Annotated in this window: 9 protein-coding genes; 6 read left to right on the top strand and 3 right to left on the bottom strand. The window is 65.4% G+C overall.

Annotated elements, in window-relative coordinates; all coding sequences use genetic code 11:
• Positions 1–54: 54 nt before the first annotated feature.
• Positions 55–537, top strand: coding sequence for an SRPBCC family protein (locus tag AAHE99_RS16530; RefSeq protein WP_342118453.1), 483 nt, complete (start codon positions 55–57; stop codon positions 535–537).
• 1 nt (position 538) lies between these two features.
• Here AAHE99_RS16530 and AAHE99_RS16525 read toward each other — a convergent pair whose 3' ends face one another.
• On the bottom strand, positions 539–1978 hold the full coding sequence (locus AAHE99_RS16525) for a dihydrolipoyl dehydrogenase (RefSeq protein WP_342118452.1): 1440 nt from the start codon (positions 1976–1978) through the stop codon (positions 539–541).
• A gap of 65 nt (positions 1979–2043) precedes the next feature.
• On the opposite strand from AAHE99_RS16525, the gene AAHE99_RS16520 reads away from it, so the two are divergent.
• Positions 2044–2940, top strand: a complete 897-nt coding sequence (locus AAHE99_RS16520) for an ArgP/LysG family DNA-binding transcriptional regulator (protein ID WP_342118451.1) — start codon at positions 2044–2046, stop codon at positions 2938–2940.
• Here the strand turns inward: AAHE99_RS16520 and AAHE99_RS16515 are convergent.
• Together AAHE99_RS16515 and hemE are read right to left on the bottom strand one after the other, a co-directional pair.
• Positions 2937–4946, bottom strand: coding sequence for a primosomal protein N' (locus AAHE99_RS16515; RefSeq protein ID WP_342118450.1), 2010 nt, complete (start codon positions 4944–4946; stop codon positions 2937–2939). The two genes, AAHE99_RS16520 and AAHE99_RS16515, sit on opposite strands and share 4 nt — an antisense overlap.
• A gap of 725 nt (positions 4947–5671) precedes the next feature.
• A complete protein-coding gene (gene hemE, locus AAHE99_RS16510; protein WP_342118449.1) occupies positions 5672–6748 on the bottom strand; it encodes a uroporphyrinogen decarboxylase in 1077 nt (358 codons plus the stop codon).
• 75 nt (positions 6749–6823) lie between these two features.
• Between hemE and AAHE99_RS16505 the strand changes: the two genes are divergently transcribed.
• The 4 genes from AAHE99_RS16505 to AAHE99_RS16490 are packed head-to-tail and all read left to right on the top strand — an operon-like array spanning position 6824 to position 14308.
• Entirely contained in the window at positions 6824–8746 is a 1923-nt protein-coding gene (locus AAHE99_RS16505) for a dipeptidyl-peptidase 5 (RefSeq protein WP_342118448.1), read from the top strand.
• A complete protein-coding gene (locus AAHE99_RS16500; RefSeq protein ID WP_342118447.1) occupies positions 8743–12903 on the top strand; it encodes a DEAD/DEAH box helicase in 4161 nt (1386 codons plus the stop codon). Before AAHE99_RS16505 ends, AAHE99_RS16500 begins: the two co-directional genes overlap by 4 nt.
• An 11-nt stretch (positions 12904–12914) precedes the next feature.
• Positions 12915–13880 (top strand): DUF2785 domain-containing protein, encoded by a 966-nt coding sequence (locus AAHE99_RS16495; RefSeq protein ID WP_342118446.1) that lies wholly within the window; start codon positions 12915–12917, stop codon positions 13878–13880.
• A 41-nt stretch (positions 13881–13921) separates the two neighbouring features.
• The gene (locus AAHE99_RS16490; RefSeq protein WP_342118445.1) at positions 13922–14308 is read left to right on the top strand and encodes a hypothetical protein; all 387 of its coding nucleotides are present in this window, start codon (positions 13922–13924) and stop codon (positions 14306–14308) included.
• The last annotated feature ends 23 nt before the right edge of the window (positions 14309–14331 follow it).

Here is a 14331-nt window from a genome sequence, read left to right as displayed (position 1 = left end):
GCATTGTACAGAATATAGTGGTATCAAACCCCGAAAAAAGTAGGCAGAAGTGTTATGAAATTTGAACATTTGATAGAAGTGAACGACCTCCTCAACCCGCTGGCGGACACCATCAGCCACCTGCAGTTATGGCGCGGCCTGGTGCTGCGCGCGGAGTCGCCCAAGCTGTTCGTGCCGCACCTGGACGAGGCGGATATCAGCGCCCGCACCGAGGATGGTTTTGCGCGCCGCCTGCGTTATGGCAATGTGGTGATCGAAGACGTGGTGGAGCTGCACGAACCTTACATCGTGCGCTACAACGTGCCGGCGCAGAAGGACATCAGCCCTTCCAGCCTGACCATGACGATCGAAATCCCGCAGCCGGACCGCCTGTACGTGCGCTTCCAGTACGACGACGGCCATGACGCGGCGACCGATGCCGCCAACGAGATGTACGACGATTTCCGCCGTTCCGCTTACAAGGAATCGGACATCGACACCATCCGCGTGGTGCGCGAACTGGCCAGCCAGGGCCGCCTGGACGCGTCCCTGAACTGATTCAGCAGCCGGGCGTGCAGTCCGGCACAGGTTTCGGCGGTGGCGGCGGCTTTTGCAGCTCCACCGCCAGCTCGCGCAGGGCGGTGCGCAAGCCTTCCTCCACCACCGGGTGGTAGAACGGCATGTCCAGCATCTGCGCCACCGTCATCCCGGCCTGGTGCGCCCAGGCCAGCAGGTGGCCGATATGCTCCGCACGCGGCCCCACCATCTCGGCGCCCAAAAAGCGTCCGCTCCCATATGCCGCATACACCCGCAGCATGCCCTTGTTCTGGCGCATGACGCGGCTGCGTCCCTGGTCCTCAAAACTGACCGCGCCGATGGCGAAGTGTTCGCGGCCATTGGCCAACTCCTTGTAGCCCGGGCCTACCGTGGCGATCTGCGGTTCGCTGAAGGTGATGGCCAGCGGCGTGCGGCGCAGGCCGGGCTTCACCTCGGGATAGCTGGCGGCGTTGGCGCCGGCGATCTTGCCCTGGTCGGCCGCTTCCGGCAGCAGCGCGAGTTCGGCGCTGGCGTCGCCGGCGATGAAGATGCAGCTGTCGCCGCACTGCATGGTGTGGCGGTCGAACCTGGGCACGCCGTGCTTGTCCAGCGCCAGCCCGGTCTTATCCAGCCCCAAGCCGTGCACATTGGGCGTGCGGCCGGTGGCCACCAGCACGTAGTCGAACTGCTCGACGCGCTCGTCGCCATCGGCACTGCGCGTGCGCAGCTGCACGCCCTCGCCGGCGCGCGCCATGCCCGCCACCTCGGTGCGGAAGCGGATATCCATTTCCTCGCCCAGCGCTTGCGCGGCGGCGGCCAGCACATGCGGGTCCTTGAGCTGCGCCACGCTGCTGCCGCGCGCAATGAGCGCTACCCGCACACCAAGGCGGTGCAGGGCCTGGCCCAGCTCCAGCCCGATCACCCCGGCGCCGATCACCGCCACGGAACGCGGCAGATCGGTCCATTCGAACACCGCGTCGCTGTTGATCACACGCGGGCCGGCCGCCGCCCATTCTGCCGGGATGTCCGGACTGGAACCGGTGGCGACCACTACAGCCTGCGCCGCCACTTCCAGGTTGGCGCCGATCTGCAGGCGGTTCGGCGCGGTGAAACGCGCGCGGCCGTGCAGCTTGTCTTCGGCCGGCATGGCGGCCACATTGGCCAGCACGAAGCCGACAAAACGGTCACGCTCACTGCGCACCCGCGCCATGACGGCCTTGCCGTCGATCTCCAGCGGCCCGGGCAGCACGCCAAAGCCCGGCGCCTCGCGCACGGCATGGGCCGCCTCCGCCGCGGCGATCAGCAGCTTGCTCGGCATGCAGCCGACGCGCGCACAGGTGGTGCCGTGCGGGCCATCCTCGATCAGCACCGCGTGTTTGCCGGCATTGCGCGCCGCGCGGTAGGCGCTCAGCCCGGCCGTGCCAGCCCCGATCACCGCTACTTCGCACTGAATCGTCTCCATCTTGCCTCCTGCAGGGGTATTGCATTAGTATGACTTATCTTTTCAAGCTTTTATAAGCATATCTTATGGAAAATCTGGACTACCGCGCGCTGGCGGTGCTGGATGCCGTTGCCAGCCAAGGCAGCTTCGAAAAGGCGGCCAACGCGCTCGGCATCAGCCAGCCGGCCGTATCCCAGCGTATCAAAGCGCTCGAGGACGCGGTCGGACGGCTGCTGATCGTGCGCGGCGCGCCTGCCGAAGCCACCGGCCTGGGCCAACGCCTCATCTCGCACTACCGCAACGTCAAACTGATGGAGGCCGCGCTCGACATCGACCTTGGCCACCAGACCAGCATGCCGGAAATCGCCATGGCTGTCGATGCCGCCAGCCTGGCAACCTGGTTCCCGCTGGCCCTGCGCCCGCTGCTGTCGCCGCCGCGCTGCCAGCTCGATGTGGAGTGCGCGGAGCGCGAAGTGGCGCTGCACCTGATGCGCGAGGGCGCCGTGTTCGGCTGCGTGGCTGCGCGTGCCGAGCTACCGATGCCGGCGGCTGCCGGTTCGTCGGCCACGGCAATCGGCGCGATGCGCTACGTGTGCGTGGCCGCGCCGGCCTTTGCCCGCCACTGGTTTGGCGACGGCTTCGGTCCCGATGCGGTGGCGCTGGCGCCCGCCGTGGTGCATGAGCGCGACCTGCTGGCGCGCTTCCTGGCGCGCGAGGCCGGCTATGTGCGGCCGTTCCCGCACCATACCCTGCCGCTTTCGACGGCCTTGAACGACACCATCTTCGGCGGGCTGGCTTACGGCCTGCTGCCTTACCTGCAGGCGGCGCAGGGCTTGTCGCAAGGCTTGCTGGTGGACGTGCTGCCAGGCCGCTACATCGACGTGGAGCTGGACTGGCACGCCTGGGAACTGGATACGCCGTTCACCCATTCGCTCACCGAGCAGATTGTCAGCACCGCGCGGCGCTACCTGGTACAGCCTTAGATATCGACCGGGTCCACTTCCAGCGACCATTTGAGGCGCGTCTTCTGCTCGCGCAGCGCCTGCATCCAGTTCTTCAGGAAAGCCTGCAGCGCGGGGCGCGATGGCGACTCCACCAGCAGCTGCGCGCGCTCCATATTGTGTACGCGCGCCATGCTCATCGGGATCGGGTCATTGATGGTGATGCCATCGTGCGGCACCAGCCCGCGTGCGGTGCGCAGAAACTCCAGCGCCTGTTCCAGCTCGCGCGCTTCGGCGCGCAGGATGGCCTGGTACAGGTAGGGCGGCAAACCGGCGACTTCGCGCTCGCCAAGCAAGGAGTTGGCGAAGTAGTCGTAGTCGTGCGCCACCAGGGCCGAGAACAGCGGGTGCTCAGGATAGCTGGTCTGCACCAGCACTTCGCTCTCGCTGCCGCCCTGGCGCCCGGCGCGGCCGGCCACCTGCATCAGCTGCGCGAACAGGCGTTCGCTGGCGCGGTAGTCTTGCGAGAACAATGAGCTGTCGGGGTTCATGATGCCCACCAGCGTCAGGTTCTTGAAGTCGTGTCCCTTGGCGACCATCTGGGTGCCGACCAGGATATCCACCTCTTGCCGGTGCACGCTGTCGAACGCTTCCTGCGCGCTGCCCTTGCGGCGCGTGCTGTCGGCATCGATGCGCAGCACCCTCGCTTCAGGGAACAGTTCCTGCAAACTCTCTTCGATGCGCTGGGTGCCGCGTCCCAGCGGCTGCAAGTCGATATTGCCGCAGGTCGGGCAATGGCGCGGGATGCGCATCTCCAGGCTGCAGTGGTGGCAGCGCAGGCGGTAGTCGGTCTTGTGCAGCACCATGGTGGCGGTGCAGCGCTTGCACTCGCTGACCCAGCCGCATGATTCGCAGGTGATTACAGGCGAGTAGCCACGCCGGTTCAGGAACAGCAAGGACTGCTCGCCGCGCTCCATGCGCAGCTTGATCGCTTCCACCAGTTCCTCGCTCAAGCCTTCCTGTCCACGGCGGCGCGAGGTGTCGATCAGCTTCACGGCAGGCAGTACGGCCTGCTGCACCGCGCGTTCGCGCAGCTCCAGCTTGCGGTAGCGGCCTTTCAGCGCGTGGTGCCAGCTTTCCAGCGACGGCGTGGCGGAGCCCAGCACCACCGGGATCTGCAGCTGGTGGGCGCGCCACACCGCCAGGTCGCGTGCCGAATAGCGCAGGCCTTCCTGCTGCTTGTAAGAGGGGTCGTGCTCCTCGTCGATCACGATCATGCGCAGGTTCGGCAGCGAGGCGAGGATGGACAGGCGCGTCCCCAGCACAATGCGCGCCTTGCCTTCGTGCGCGGCCAGCCAGTGCAGCATGCGCTCGCCTTCCGACAAACGGCTGTGCAGGGTGGACAGCATGACGCCCGGGAAGCGCGCGCGGATATTCGATTCAAGCTGCGGCGTGAGGTTGATTTCCGGGACCAGCACCAGGACTTGTGCCTGCGGCTCGCGCGCCAGCACTTGCGCACAGGCTTGCAGATAGACCTCGGTCTTGCCGCTGCCGGTCACGCCATACAGCAGGAAGGGCGCGAAGCCCTGCGCGCCGGCAATGGCGTCGACTGCGGCCTGCTGCTCCTGGTTCAGCGGCGGCGCGTCGGCCGGCGCCGGATCGTGCGGCGCCTCCAGCTTGCCCAGCTTCTTGATGGCGCGGTCCAGCGCAACGGTGCTGACCACGCGCAGGTTCTTGGGCAAGCCCGGCAGCGCCACTTCGCCCAGCGGCCGCTGGTAATATTCGGCGGCAAAACCCGCCAGCGCCAGCCATTTTGGCGACAGCGGCGCCAGCTGCGTGCGCACGGCCAGGACATCCTTCAGCTTTTCTTCAGGAACGTCCGTTTCCTCAAGGATATCCACAATCAGGCCGACCACCTCGCGCGGGCCAAACGGCACCATTGCCAGTTGTCCTACAAACGGTCGGAGTGATTCACCGTACTCCCAACGGTAATCGAACACCGCGTTAAGCGGCGTATCCAGGGCGATTCGGAGAATGCAGTGCGCCATCCAGGCCTATCAAATCAGGGTTATTTAACTATCCACAGAAACTGGGGATAACTTTGTGAACAAAGGGGCTAGAATCCTGAGCAAGCACTAACCTCCAGCTTGCTATCTGGGAAAACTCAGCAAAAAAGCATGTTTTTTCCCGTTTAAATTCAAGCACTTACAATAGTCATCCTAGGAGAGCCAGAAACCGCATATTTTTCCACGCTCTGTGCATAAGTGCGCTATTTAGGGACCAGATTTTCGCCGAAATCAAGCTTTTTTTGCGGCGCCGGCGGTGCAAAACGTCCCTGATGCACCACAACATCAAGCCAGGCATTGTACACACGCTCATCTTGCAAGGTTTGCGTTTCCGCAACAGATTTCGCCGCCAGAAATCTTAGCGAAAATTCATGCAATGCAGCATGAGGCTAAGAGAAATCCTACAAATTCCGACTAAGTGCCGGTTTACTAAGTACTTTTAGCTTTTTTCCACAGTTTTTGTGGATAACTTTGTGGAGAATGGGCCGACAAGCTAGCTTCCCCCTTTGGATAAGGTTTACAAAACCCAAAACATTGACAAATACAGCAAAAATTTACCCCTTACAAATCAACAAGTTACGAATGCCATGAGAGGGGAGCATTGCCAGCTGCCTGTTATTTCCGCAGCAAAAATTTTTGTGTATAAGTCGCACTGACCAAATAAAAAGAGGGCGCCGAGGCGCCCTCTTTGTGCAGGACTACAGGAATCAGCCGCCGCGCAGTTTGCGGCTGTGGCTGTGCACCGTGTCGACCAGCACCGACACCGATTCCGGCGGGGTGAACTGGGAAATGCCGTGGCCCAGGTTAAAGACGTGGCCAGTGTTATGCGGACCGTAACTGTCCAGTACACGGCGCACCTCGGCAGCGATCTGCTCCGGGTTGGCGAACAGGATGGCCGGGTCGATATTGCCCTGCAGGGCCATTTTGTGGCCCACCAGCGCTCGGATCTTGCCGATATTGGCGGTCCAGTCCAGGCCCATGGCGTCGGCGCCGATAGCAGCGATTTCCTCGGCCCAGTGGCCGCCGCCCTTGGTAAAGACGATGGCGGGGATCTTCACGCCGTCTTTTTCACGCTTCAGCAGGCTGACAACCTGCTGCATGTATTTCAGGGAGAACTGCTGGTAGGCGCCATCGGCCAGCGCACCGCCCCAGGAATCGAAGATCATCACGGCCTGAGCGCCGGCGTCGATCTGGGCATTCAGGTATTCGGCTACGGCGCGGGCGTTCACGTCCAGGATGTGGTGCATCAGGTCCGGGCGCGCGTACATCATCTTTTTGATGGTGTGGAATTCGCGCGAGCCCTGGCCTTCCACCATATAGCAGGCCAGCGTCCATGGGCTGCCGGAGAAGCCGATCAGCGGCACGCGGCCATTCAGCTCGGTGCGGATCTGGGTTACGGCCTTGAATACATAGTCCAGCGAGCCGGCTGGCGGCAGTTGCAGGGCTTTGACGTCATCTTCGGTCTTCAGCGGGCGCTCGAACTTCGGGCCTTCGCCTTCCACGAAGTACAGGCCCAGGCCCATGGCGTCCGGCACGGTCAGGATGTCGGAAAACAGGATGGCCGCATCCAGCTCGTAGCGGTCGATCGGCTGCAGGGTGACTTCGGTCGCCAGGTCCGGATTGGTCGCCAGGCCCATGAAGGAGCCAGCCTGCTGGCGCGTGGCGCGGTATTCAGGCAGGTAGCGGCCTGCCTGGCGCATCAGCCACACCGGGGTGTACTCGGTCGGCTGGCGCAGCAGCGCACGCAGGAAGGTATCGTTCTTCAGCGGGGCAAATTGTGGCATGAAAGACAATCTAAAGCAGGTAGAAAGGCGTTATTATCGCATCCCTGCCCTGTTTTTACGCGTTTTGGAGCCCTAATGACCCTGTCCTCCACTGTGCCTTACGGCGCCTGGCCTTCACCGATCAGCGCCGAAGTCGTCGCCGCCGGCGCTACGCCGCTGTCGTCGGTCGTTCTGGATGGGGGGGATATCTATTGGCTGGCAGGCCGCGCGGCGGAGGCGGGGCGCACGACTATGATGCGGCGGCGCGCTGGCGCCGGCGCGCTTGAGGTGACGCCGCTGCCGTTCAACGTGCGGAGTCGCGTGCATGAATATGGGGGCGGCGCTTACGCCGTGGCCGATGGTGTGGTGGTGTTCTCGCACCATGCGGACAACCGGCTGTACCGCCTGGCGCCCAGCGCGGACGCAGGCGGCCCCGAGGCATTTACGTCGCCCGGCCGCCAGCGTTTTGCGGATTTCGTGATCGACGCGGCGCGTGCGCGGCTGGTTGCAGTGCGCGAGCAGCATCCTGAAGACGATGGCTCGCATGCGCAGCCGGTGAATACCATCTGCGCGGTAGGCTTTGATGGCGGCGAGCGTGTGCTCGTCATGGGCAACGACTTCTATTCTTCGCCGCGCCTGTCGCCGGATGGCAGCCGCCTGGCATGGCTGTCGTGGGACCACCCACGTATGCCATGGCAGGGCACCGAGCTGTGGGTAGCGGACGTGCAGGCCGACGGCCGCCTCGGCACGCCAAAGCGCGTGGCGGGCGGTCCACAAGAGTCGATCTGCCAGCCGGAGTGGTCGCCGGAGGGCGTACTGCACTTCGTCTCCGACCGCAGCGGGTGGTGGAACTTGTACTGCCTGCGCGACAGCGCGGCGGGCACGGACAGCATTGAGGCGCTATGCCCGATGGCAGCCGAATTCGCGACCCCGCACTGGACCTTCGGCAATTCACTGTACGGCTTCGGCGCCGGTGGCGAGATCATCGCCAGCTATATAGAGCAGGGCGTCAGCAAACTGGCGCGCCTGCGCCCCGGCAGCACGGCGCTGGAGCCAATCGCCACGCCCTACCAGGAAATCCGCGAACTGCGCGTAGGCGACGGCTTCGTGTTGATGCTGGCCGGCAGCCCTACCATCGCAGCCGAAATCGCCCGCATCGATCTGGCGACCGGCGAGCGCGAAGTGCTGGAGCGCTCGATCCCCGCGCTGCCAGCGCTGGGCTACCTGTCCGTCCCCGAGAGCATCAGCTACGCCAGTGCCAATGGCCGCACCGCTTATGCCTTCTACTACCCGCCCACCAACCAGGATGCGCGCGCGCCGGACGGCGAAAAGCCGCCCGTCATCGTGATCAGCCACGGCGGCCCGACCGGCATGGCTACCAGCACACTGAACCTGAAGACGCAATACTGGACCAGCCGCGGCTTCGGCGTGCTGGACGTGAACTACGGCGGCAGCACCGGCTTTGGCCGCGCCTTCCGCGACGCGCTGAAAGGCCAGTGGGGCATCGTCGACGTGGAAGACTGCATCGAAGGCGCACGCCACCTGGCCGCGCAAGGCCTGGCCGACAGCGAACGCCTGATCATCCGCGGCAGCAGCGCCGGCGGCCTGACCACGCTGTGCGCACTGACCTTCCACGATGTTTTCAAAGTGGGCGCCAGCTACTACGGCGTATCCGACCTGAAAGGCCTGGACGACGACTCGCACAAATTCGAATCGCACTACAACGAATACCTGATCGCACCGAAGGCGCAGGCCGACGCCATCTACGCCGAACGCTCGCCGATCAACCACACCCACCGCCTGTCGCGCCCAATGATCTTCTTCCAGGGACTGGACGACAAGGTCGTGCCGCCGCAGCAATCGGAAGCCATGGTGAATGCGCTGCGCCAGCGCGGCATCCCGGTTGAATACGTGGAGCTGGAAGGCGAAGGCCACGGTTTCCGCAAAGCCGACACCATCGTGCGCACGCTGCAGGCGGAGCTGGCGTTCTATCAACGCATGTTCGGCCTGGTCGGATGAGCGACACCCTGCTCGCCGAGTTCGAGACCCTCGAACAGCCTGAAAAAGCCATCCTCGCCCTGCTGGCACTGGTGGCCGACCCACTCGGCCGCACCGCCATCCTCGACCACATGGTGGCCGCCGGCGTGAAGGACGCCAACGGCCAGGCCTTTACCGCGCTCACGCTGGACGACCCGCTGCTCAAGCTGGAACGCCTGGCCTACACCACCTCGGTGATCGGGCGCGGCTACGTCTGCAATGCGCGCCTGCGCTGGCCGGCCATCCGCGCCGCCATCGGCGCCCACCTGCTGGACGATATCTGCAAGGCCTACGAGTCGCTGAACCCGATGCGCCAGAACTGGAACGGCGCCTACGAGCCGCGCAGCTACCGCCACGGCGTGGCGCGCCTGCGCATGGCATTGCTGCGCGGCCGCCCGCCGCAGGACGTGATGCCGCTGCTGGCCGCCTGCATGGTGTGCTATGAGGCGGCGCAGCTGCACCCGATTGTCGACATCTTCTCGCGCCCATTCGAGGCCGGCATGCTGCTGCTGGTGCACCCGTTGCTGCAGGACGATGTGCTGATGCTGCTGATACAGCATACCCAGCGCGAGCCGGCCCTGGCGCCGCTGGTGCGCGGCTATGCCGAACGCCACCTGCAGCGCCGCCAAGCCGCCGAGCAGGGCCTCAGTCCCGCGTTGCGCCTGGCGCTGGCCGAGCACGCCATCCTGTGCGGCAAACTGGCCGATGCCACGCGCTTCCTGGAAGGGCTAGAGGGCGCGCTGGCGCAATGCTTCGCCAGCGCCGTGCAGCTGCTACGCGGCGACGTAAATGGCGCCATCAGCGGTTTTGAAGCCTCGCTGAAATCGATCCGCCGCGAGTCCGGCAAACGCAAGCACCTGTTCCAGGGCATCGCCGGCCATCTCTATGTATTGGCCCTGCTGCGCAACGGCGATCCAAAGAGCCTGAAATCGGCAGAGAGCTACCTGGACCTCGCCGTGCACGCCCAGCACAACGCCGACAGCGCGGTGTACCAGCAATTGAGCATGCTGCGCCAGATCCGCGCCGGCACCATGCAGGCCGACATCGTCACGCAACGCGCGTGGGAAGCGCCGCTGCAGGCGCAAATGTTCCAGTGCATGCTGTACTACTGGCTCGCACTGCCGCAACTCAAGCAGCGCCGCGCCGAATTGCAGGACTTGTCCCAGGCGGCCGAAGCGGCCGGCTTCCTGCTGCTGGCGGCGGGCGCCGAAAGCCTGCTGGGACACCTGGGCGACGAAGGCGCGGCGGCGCGCGCGGCGGCCTGGCGCGAGCATTTGGGCTTCGGCGACATGGCCACCTGGTTCGAGCGGCAGGAAGCCTGGGAGCGCCAGCTGGCGGCCCTGATCAACCTGCAGCAGGGCGGCACCGAAAGCGGCGGCGAAATGCGCCTGGTGTGGGCCATCAGCTACGGCGAACGCCAGGGGATTGCGGAAATCGAACCGCGCGAGCAGAAGCGCGATGTGCGCGGCGGCTGGGGCAAGGGGCGCCCGGTGGCGCTGAAGCGGCTGCGCGACGATGCGGCGCAGATGGAGTACCTGACGCCGCAAGACCTGCGCATCTGCAGCGCCATCATGCCTGCGCGCCAGGCCTATTCCTCCGGCCTGCGCTATGACATGGATGTTGACCAGGCCGTGCTTGCACTGGTCGGCCATCCGCTGGTGTTCTGGATGGACGCGCCGGATACGCGGGTCGAGCTGCTGGCGGGCGCGCCGGAACTGCTGATCCGCACGCACCAGGGCCAGTTGCAGCTGTCGCTGCAGCCTTCGATTGAAAACCTGAACGCCAACGTGATCGTGGTGCGCGAGGCGCCCAACCGCCTGCGCGTGGTCAGCGTGCTGGACGAACATCGCCGCATCGCCGCCATCGTCGGCGACGGCCTGACCGTGCCGCAGCATGCCAAGGACCAGGTGCTGAAAGCCATCGGGGCGGTATCGGCTATGGTCACCGTACAGTCGGATATCGGCGGCGCTGCCAATACGGAGCAATGCGACGCCGACCCGCGCCTGCACATCCACCTGCTGCCTTACCAGCAGGGCCTGAAGATGCAGATCCAGGTGCGCCCGCTGCGCGATGCCGGCCCATATTACGCTCCCGGCGCCGGCGCCGAGAACGTGATCGCCGACGTCAACGGCCGCTCGGTGCAGGCGCGCCGCAGCCTGGCCGGCGAACGCGATGCCGAACGCCAGCTGGTGCTGAAATGCGAAGTGCTGGAGCAGGCCACCGAGGAGCACGGCGAATGGCTGCTGGGCGAACCGGCGCTGTGCCTGCAATTGCTGGCCGAACTGCAAGCGCAGGATGCCGACAAGTTGGTGCTGGCCTGGCCGGAAGGCGAAGCCTTCCGCCTGACCAAACCGGTCTACACCAAGCAGCTCAAGCTGAACATCAAGAGCAAGAAGGACTGGTTCGCCGCCAGCGGCCAGCTGGTGGTGGACGAGGATCGCGTGCTGGACCTGCGCTCGCTGCTCGAAATGATCCGCGCCAACAAGAGCCGCTTCATCCAGCTGGGCGACAAGGAATTCCTGGCGCTGTCGGAAGAACTGCACCGCCGCCTGTCCGAACTGGCCACCTATGGCGAGGATGACGATGCCGGCATGAAGGTGCACCGCCTGGCCGCCTTCGTGCTGGAGGAACTGGCGAACGATGTCGGCACGCTGGAAGCGGATGCCATGTGGCGGGAGCACCTGCTGCGCATCGAAGCCAGCGCCGCTTACACGCCGCTACTGCCAAGCACCCTGCAGGCCGAGCTGCGCGACTACCAGCTGGCCGGCTTCGAATGGCTGGCGCGCCTGGCGCACTGGGGCGTGGGCGCCTGCCTGGCCGACGATATGGGCCTGGGCAAGACGCTGCAGGCACTGGCCCTGGTGCTGCTGCGCGCACCGCGCGGCCCGACCCTGGTGGTGGCGCCGACCTCGGTCTGCCTGAACTGGGCCAGCGAAGCGGCACGCTTCGCACCGACCTTGAATGTGAAGATGTACGCCACCGGCGACCGCGACGACATCATCAGCAATGCCGGACCGTTCGACCTGGTGATCACCAGCTACGGCCTGCTGCAACTCGAGTCGGAGCGCTTCACCAAGCAGAAATGGCACACCATCGTGCTGGACGAGGCGCAGGCGATCAAGAACGCCGCCACCAAGCGCTCGCAGGCCGTCATGGCGCTGCAGGGCGACTTCAAGATGGTGGCGACCGGCACGCCGCTGGAAAACCACTTGGGCGAGCTGTGGAACCTGTTCCGCTTCATCAATCCGGGTCTCTTGGGCAGCCATGAGCAGTTCAACCTGCGCTTTGCCGGCCCGATCGAGCGCCAGCAGGACCACCGCGCTGAAGTCGGAGCACGCAACCGCTTGCGCCGCCTGATTGGCCCATTCGTGCTGCGCCGGACCAAGGCACAGGTGTTGTCCGAACTGCCGGCCCGTACCGAGATCGTGCTGGAAGTGGACTTGTCGGCCGAAGAAACCGCGTTGTACGAATCGCTGCGCCGCGAGGCGCTGGACAAGCTGGCCACCATCGAAGGGCCAGCCGACCGCAAGTCGATGCAGATCCTGGCCGAAATCATGAAGCTGCGCCGTGCCTGCTGCAACCCGAACCTGGTGGCGCCGATGCTGCGCCTGGAGTCGAGCAAGCTGGCGGCCTTCGCGCACCTGCTGGAAGGCCTGCTGGAGAACCGCCACAAGGTGCTGGTGTTCAGCCAGTTCGTCGATCACCTGTCGCTGATCCGCGCCCACCTGGACCGCAACGAAATCGCTTACCAGTACCTGGATGGCAGCACCACCATGGCCGCGCGCAAGCAGGCGGTCGATGCTTTCCAGGCCGGCGAGGGCGATGTATTCCTGATCAGCCTCAAGGCGGGCGGCGTCGGCATCAACCTGACCGCCGCCGATTACGTGATCCATATGGACCCGTGGTGGAACCCTGCCGTGGAAGACCAGGCTTCCGACCGCGCGCACCGCATGGGGCAGCTGCGGCCGGTCACCATCTACCGCCTGGTGGCACGCAATACAATTGAAGAAGGCATCGTCGACCTGCATGCGCACAAGCGCGAACTGGCCGACAGCCTGCTGGAAGGCAGCGATACCGCCGCGCGAATGACGGCGGAAGATATGCTGGCGATGCTGAACGAAGGCCTGCGCCGGCACTGAGGGAGGGAGTGATGATGCGACAACATAGCCGCGCCATCCTGGCGGCGGCGCTGGTCCTGCCAGCTATGGCATGGGCCAACGCCATCAGCGAAACCGGATCATCGTTCGTGACGATGTTTGCGAGCAGCGGTGGCGGCGCTGGCGGCGGTGCCGCAGCTGCCGGCGGCGCCTGCCCAGCCCCGGCGCTGCGCGAAGCCAAGTCCGCCAAGTGGCAAATCGACGACGACGCACGCCGCCAGTCGCTGGCCCTGCAAAGCCTGGCCTGCCTGCGCTCCCCCAATCCCCTCGAGCGCGACGAACTGGCCTTCGAAGCGCTGCAAGCCTGGATGCGCGCCGACAAGCTGGACACCGCCACCGTGCAGGAACTGCGCACCCGCCTGAGCGCCCAGCTGACCGCGCCCGATCCGCAAGGCTTCGGCCGCCCGTTCGCCGCCCTGGTACTGGCCGACGTGGCGCGGGTCGACCGCATCAAGCCTTATCTGAGCGCAGAGCAGCGCGCGCAGCTGGTCGGCACGGCGGCCGACTACCTGCGCAATGTGCGCGACTACCGCGGCTTCGACGAGAAGCAGGGCTGGCGCCACGGCGTGGCCCACGCCGCCGACGTGATGCTGCAGCTTTCGCTGAACCCTGCCCTGACGCGCGCGGAGCATGAGCAGATGCTGGCCGCCATCGCCAGCCAGGTCGCGCCACCGGGCGAGCATTTCTACCGCTACGGTGAAGGCGAGCGCCTGATGGCGCCGGTCTTCTACCTGTCGCGCGCCAAAACGCTGGAGTGCAGCGACTGGGACGGCTGGTTCGCCAAGCTGGCAGCCGCGCCGGCCGCCAGCGCAACGCGGCAAGCGGCCCTGGCCCGCAAACACAACCTGAAAAGCTTCCTGCAGCCGCTGTACCTGAACATCAGTGAAAGCAAGGATGAAGCGCAGCGCGGCTGCCTGAAGCCCCTGATCCTGCGCACACTGAAACAGGCCGCCGAATGAACGCCCAGCAGGCATTCGACTTCATCGCGCAGCACGGCGTCGTGCTGGCGTCCGCACGCGGCAAAGCGCCGACGCTGACGGAAGCCATCGCCGGCGCCCCGATCAAGGGCAGCTGGTGGGGCCATCCGGACGGCAAGCGCATTTTCGCTGTGCTGAGCGAGATGCAGGAACACGACGACATCCTGGTCTGCCGCCTGCTGGCTGGCAAGGTGACGCTGGTGCATCGCCGCCTGTGGCCGGCCGTAGCGGCACTGGCGCTCGCGGGGCAACTGCCCGCCGACGCCACAGCGCGCGTGCGCCAAGTGCACAGCGCCAGCGGCAAGCATGTGAACGAGGAGACCCCTTTCCCACAATGGCTGCCGCCCGACGCGGCTGCGGCGGCCGCCGGCCTCGACCCCGACCGGGCGCGGGCCGCTCTCGGCTTGTGATAATCTCGCACGCTGCACTAAGT

Origin of the sequence: Pseudoduganella sp. OTU4001 (genome assembly GCF_038440195.1) — a bacterium.
Classification (GTDB): Bacteria; Pseudomonadota; Gammaproteobacteria; order Burkholderiales; family Burkholderiaceae_D; genus Rugamonas.
This window is presented reverse-complemented; position numbering and strand designations above follow the sequence as displayed.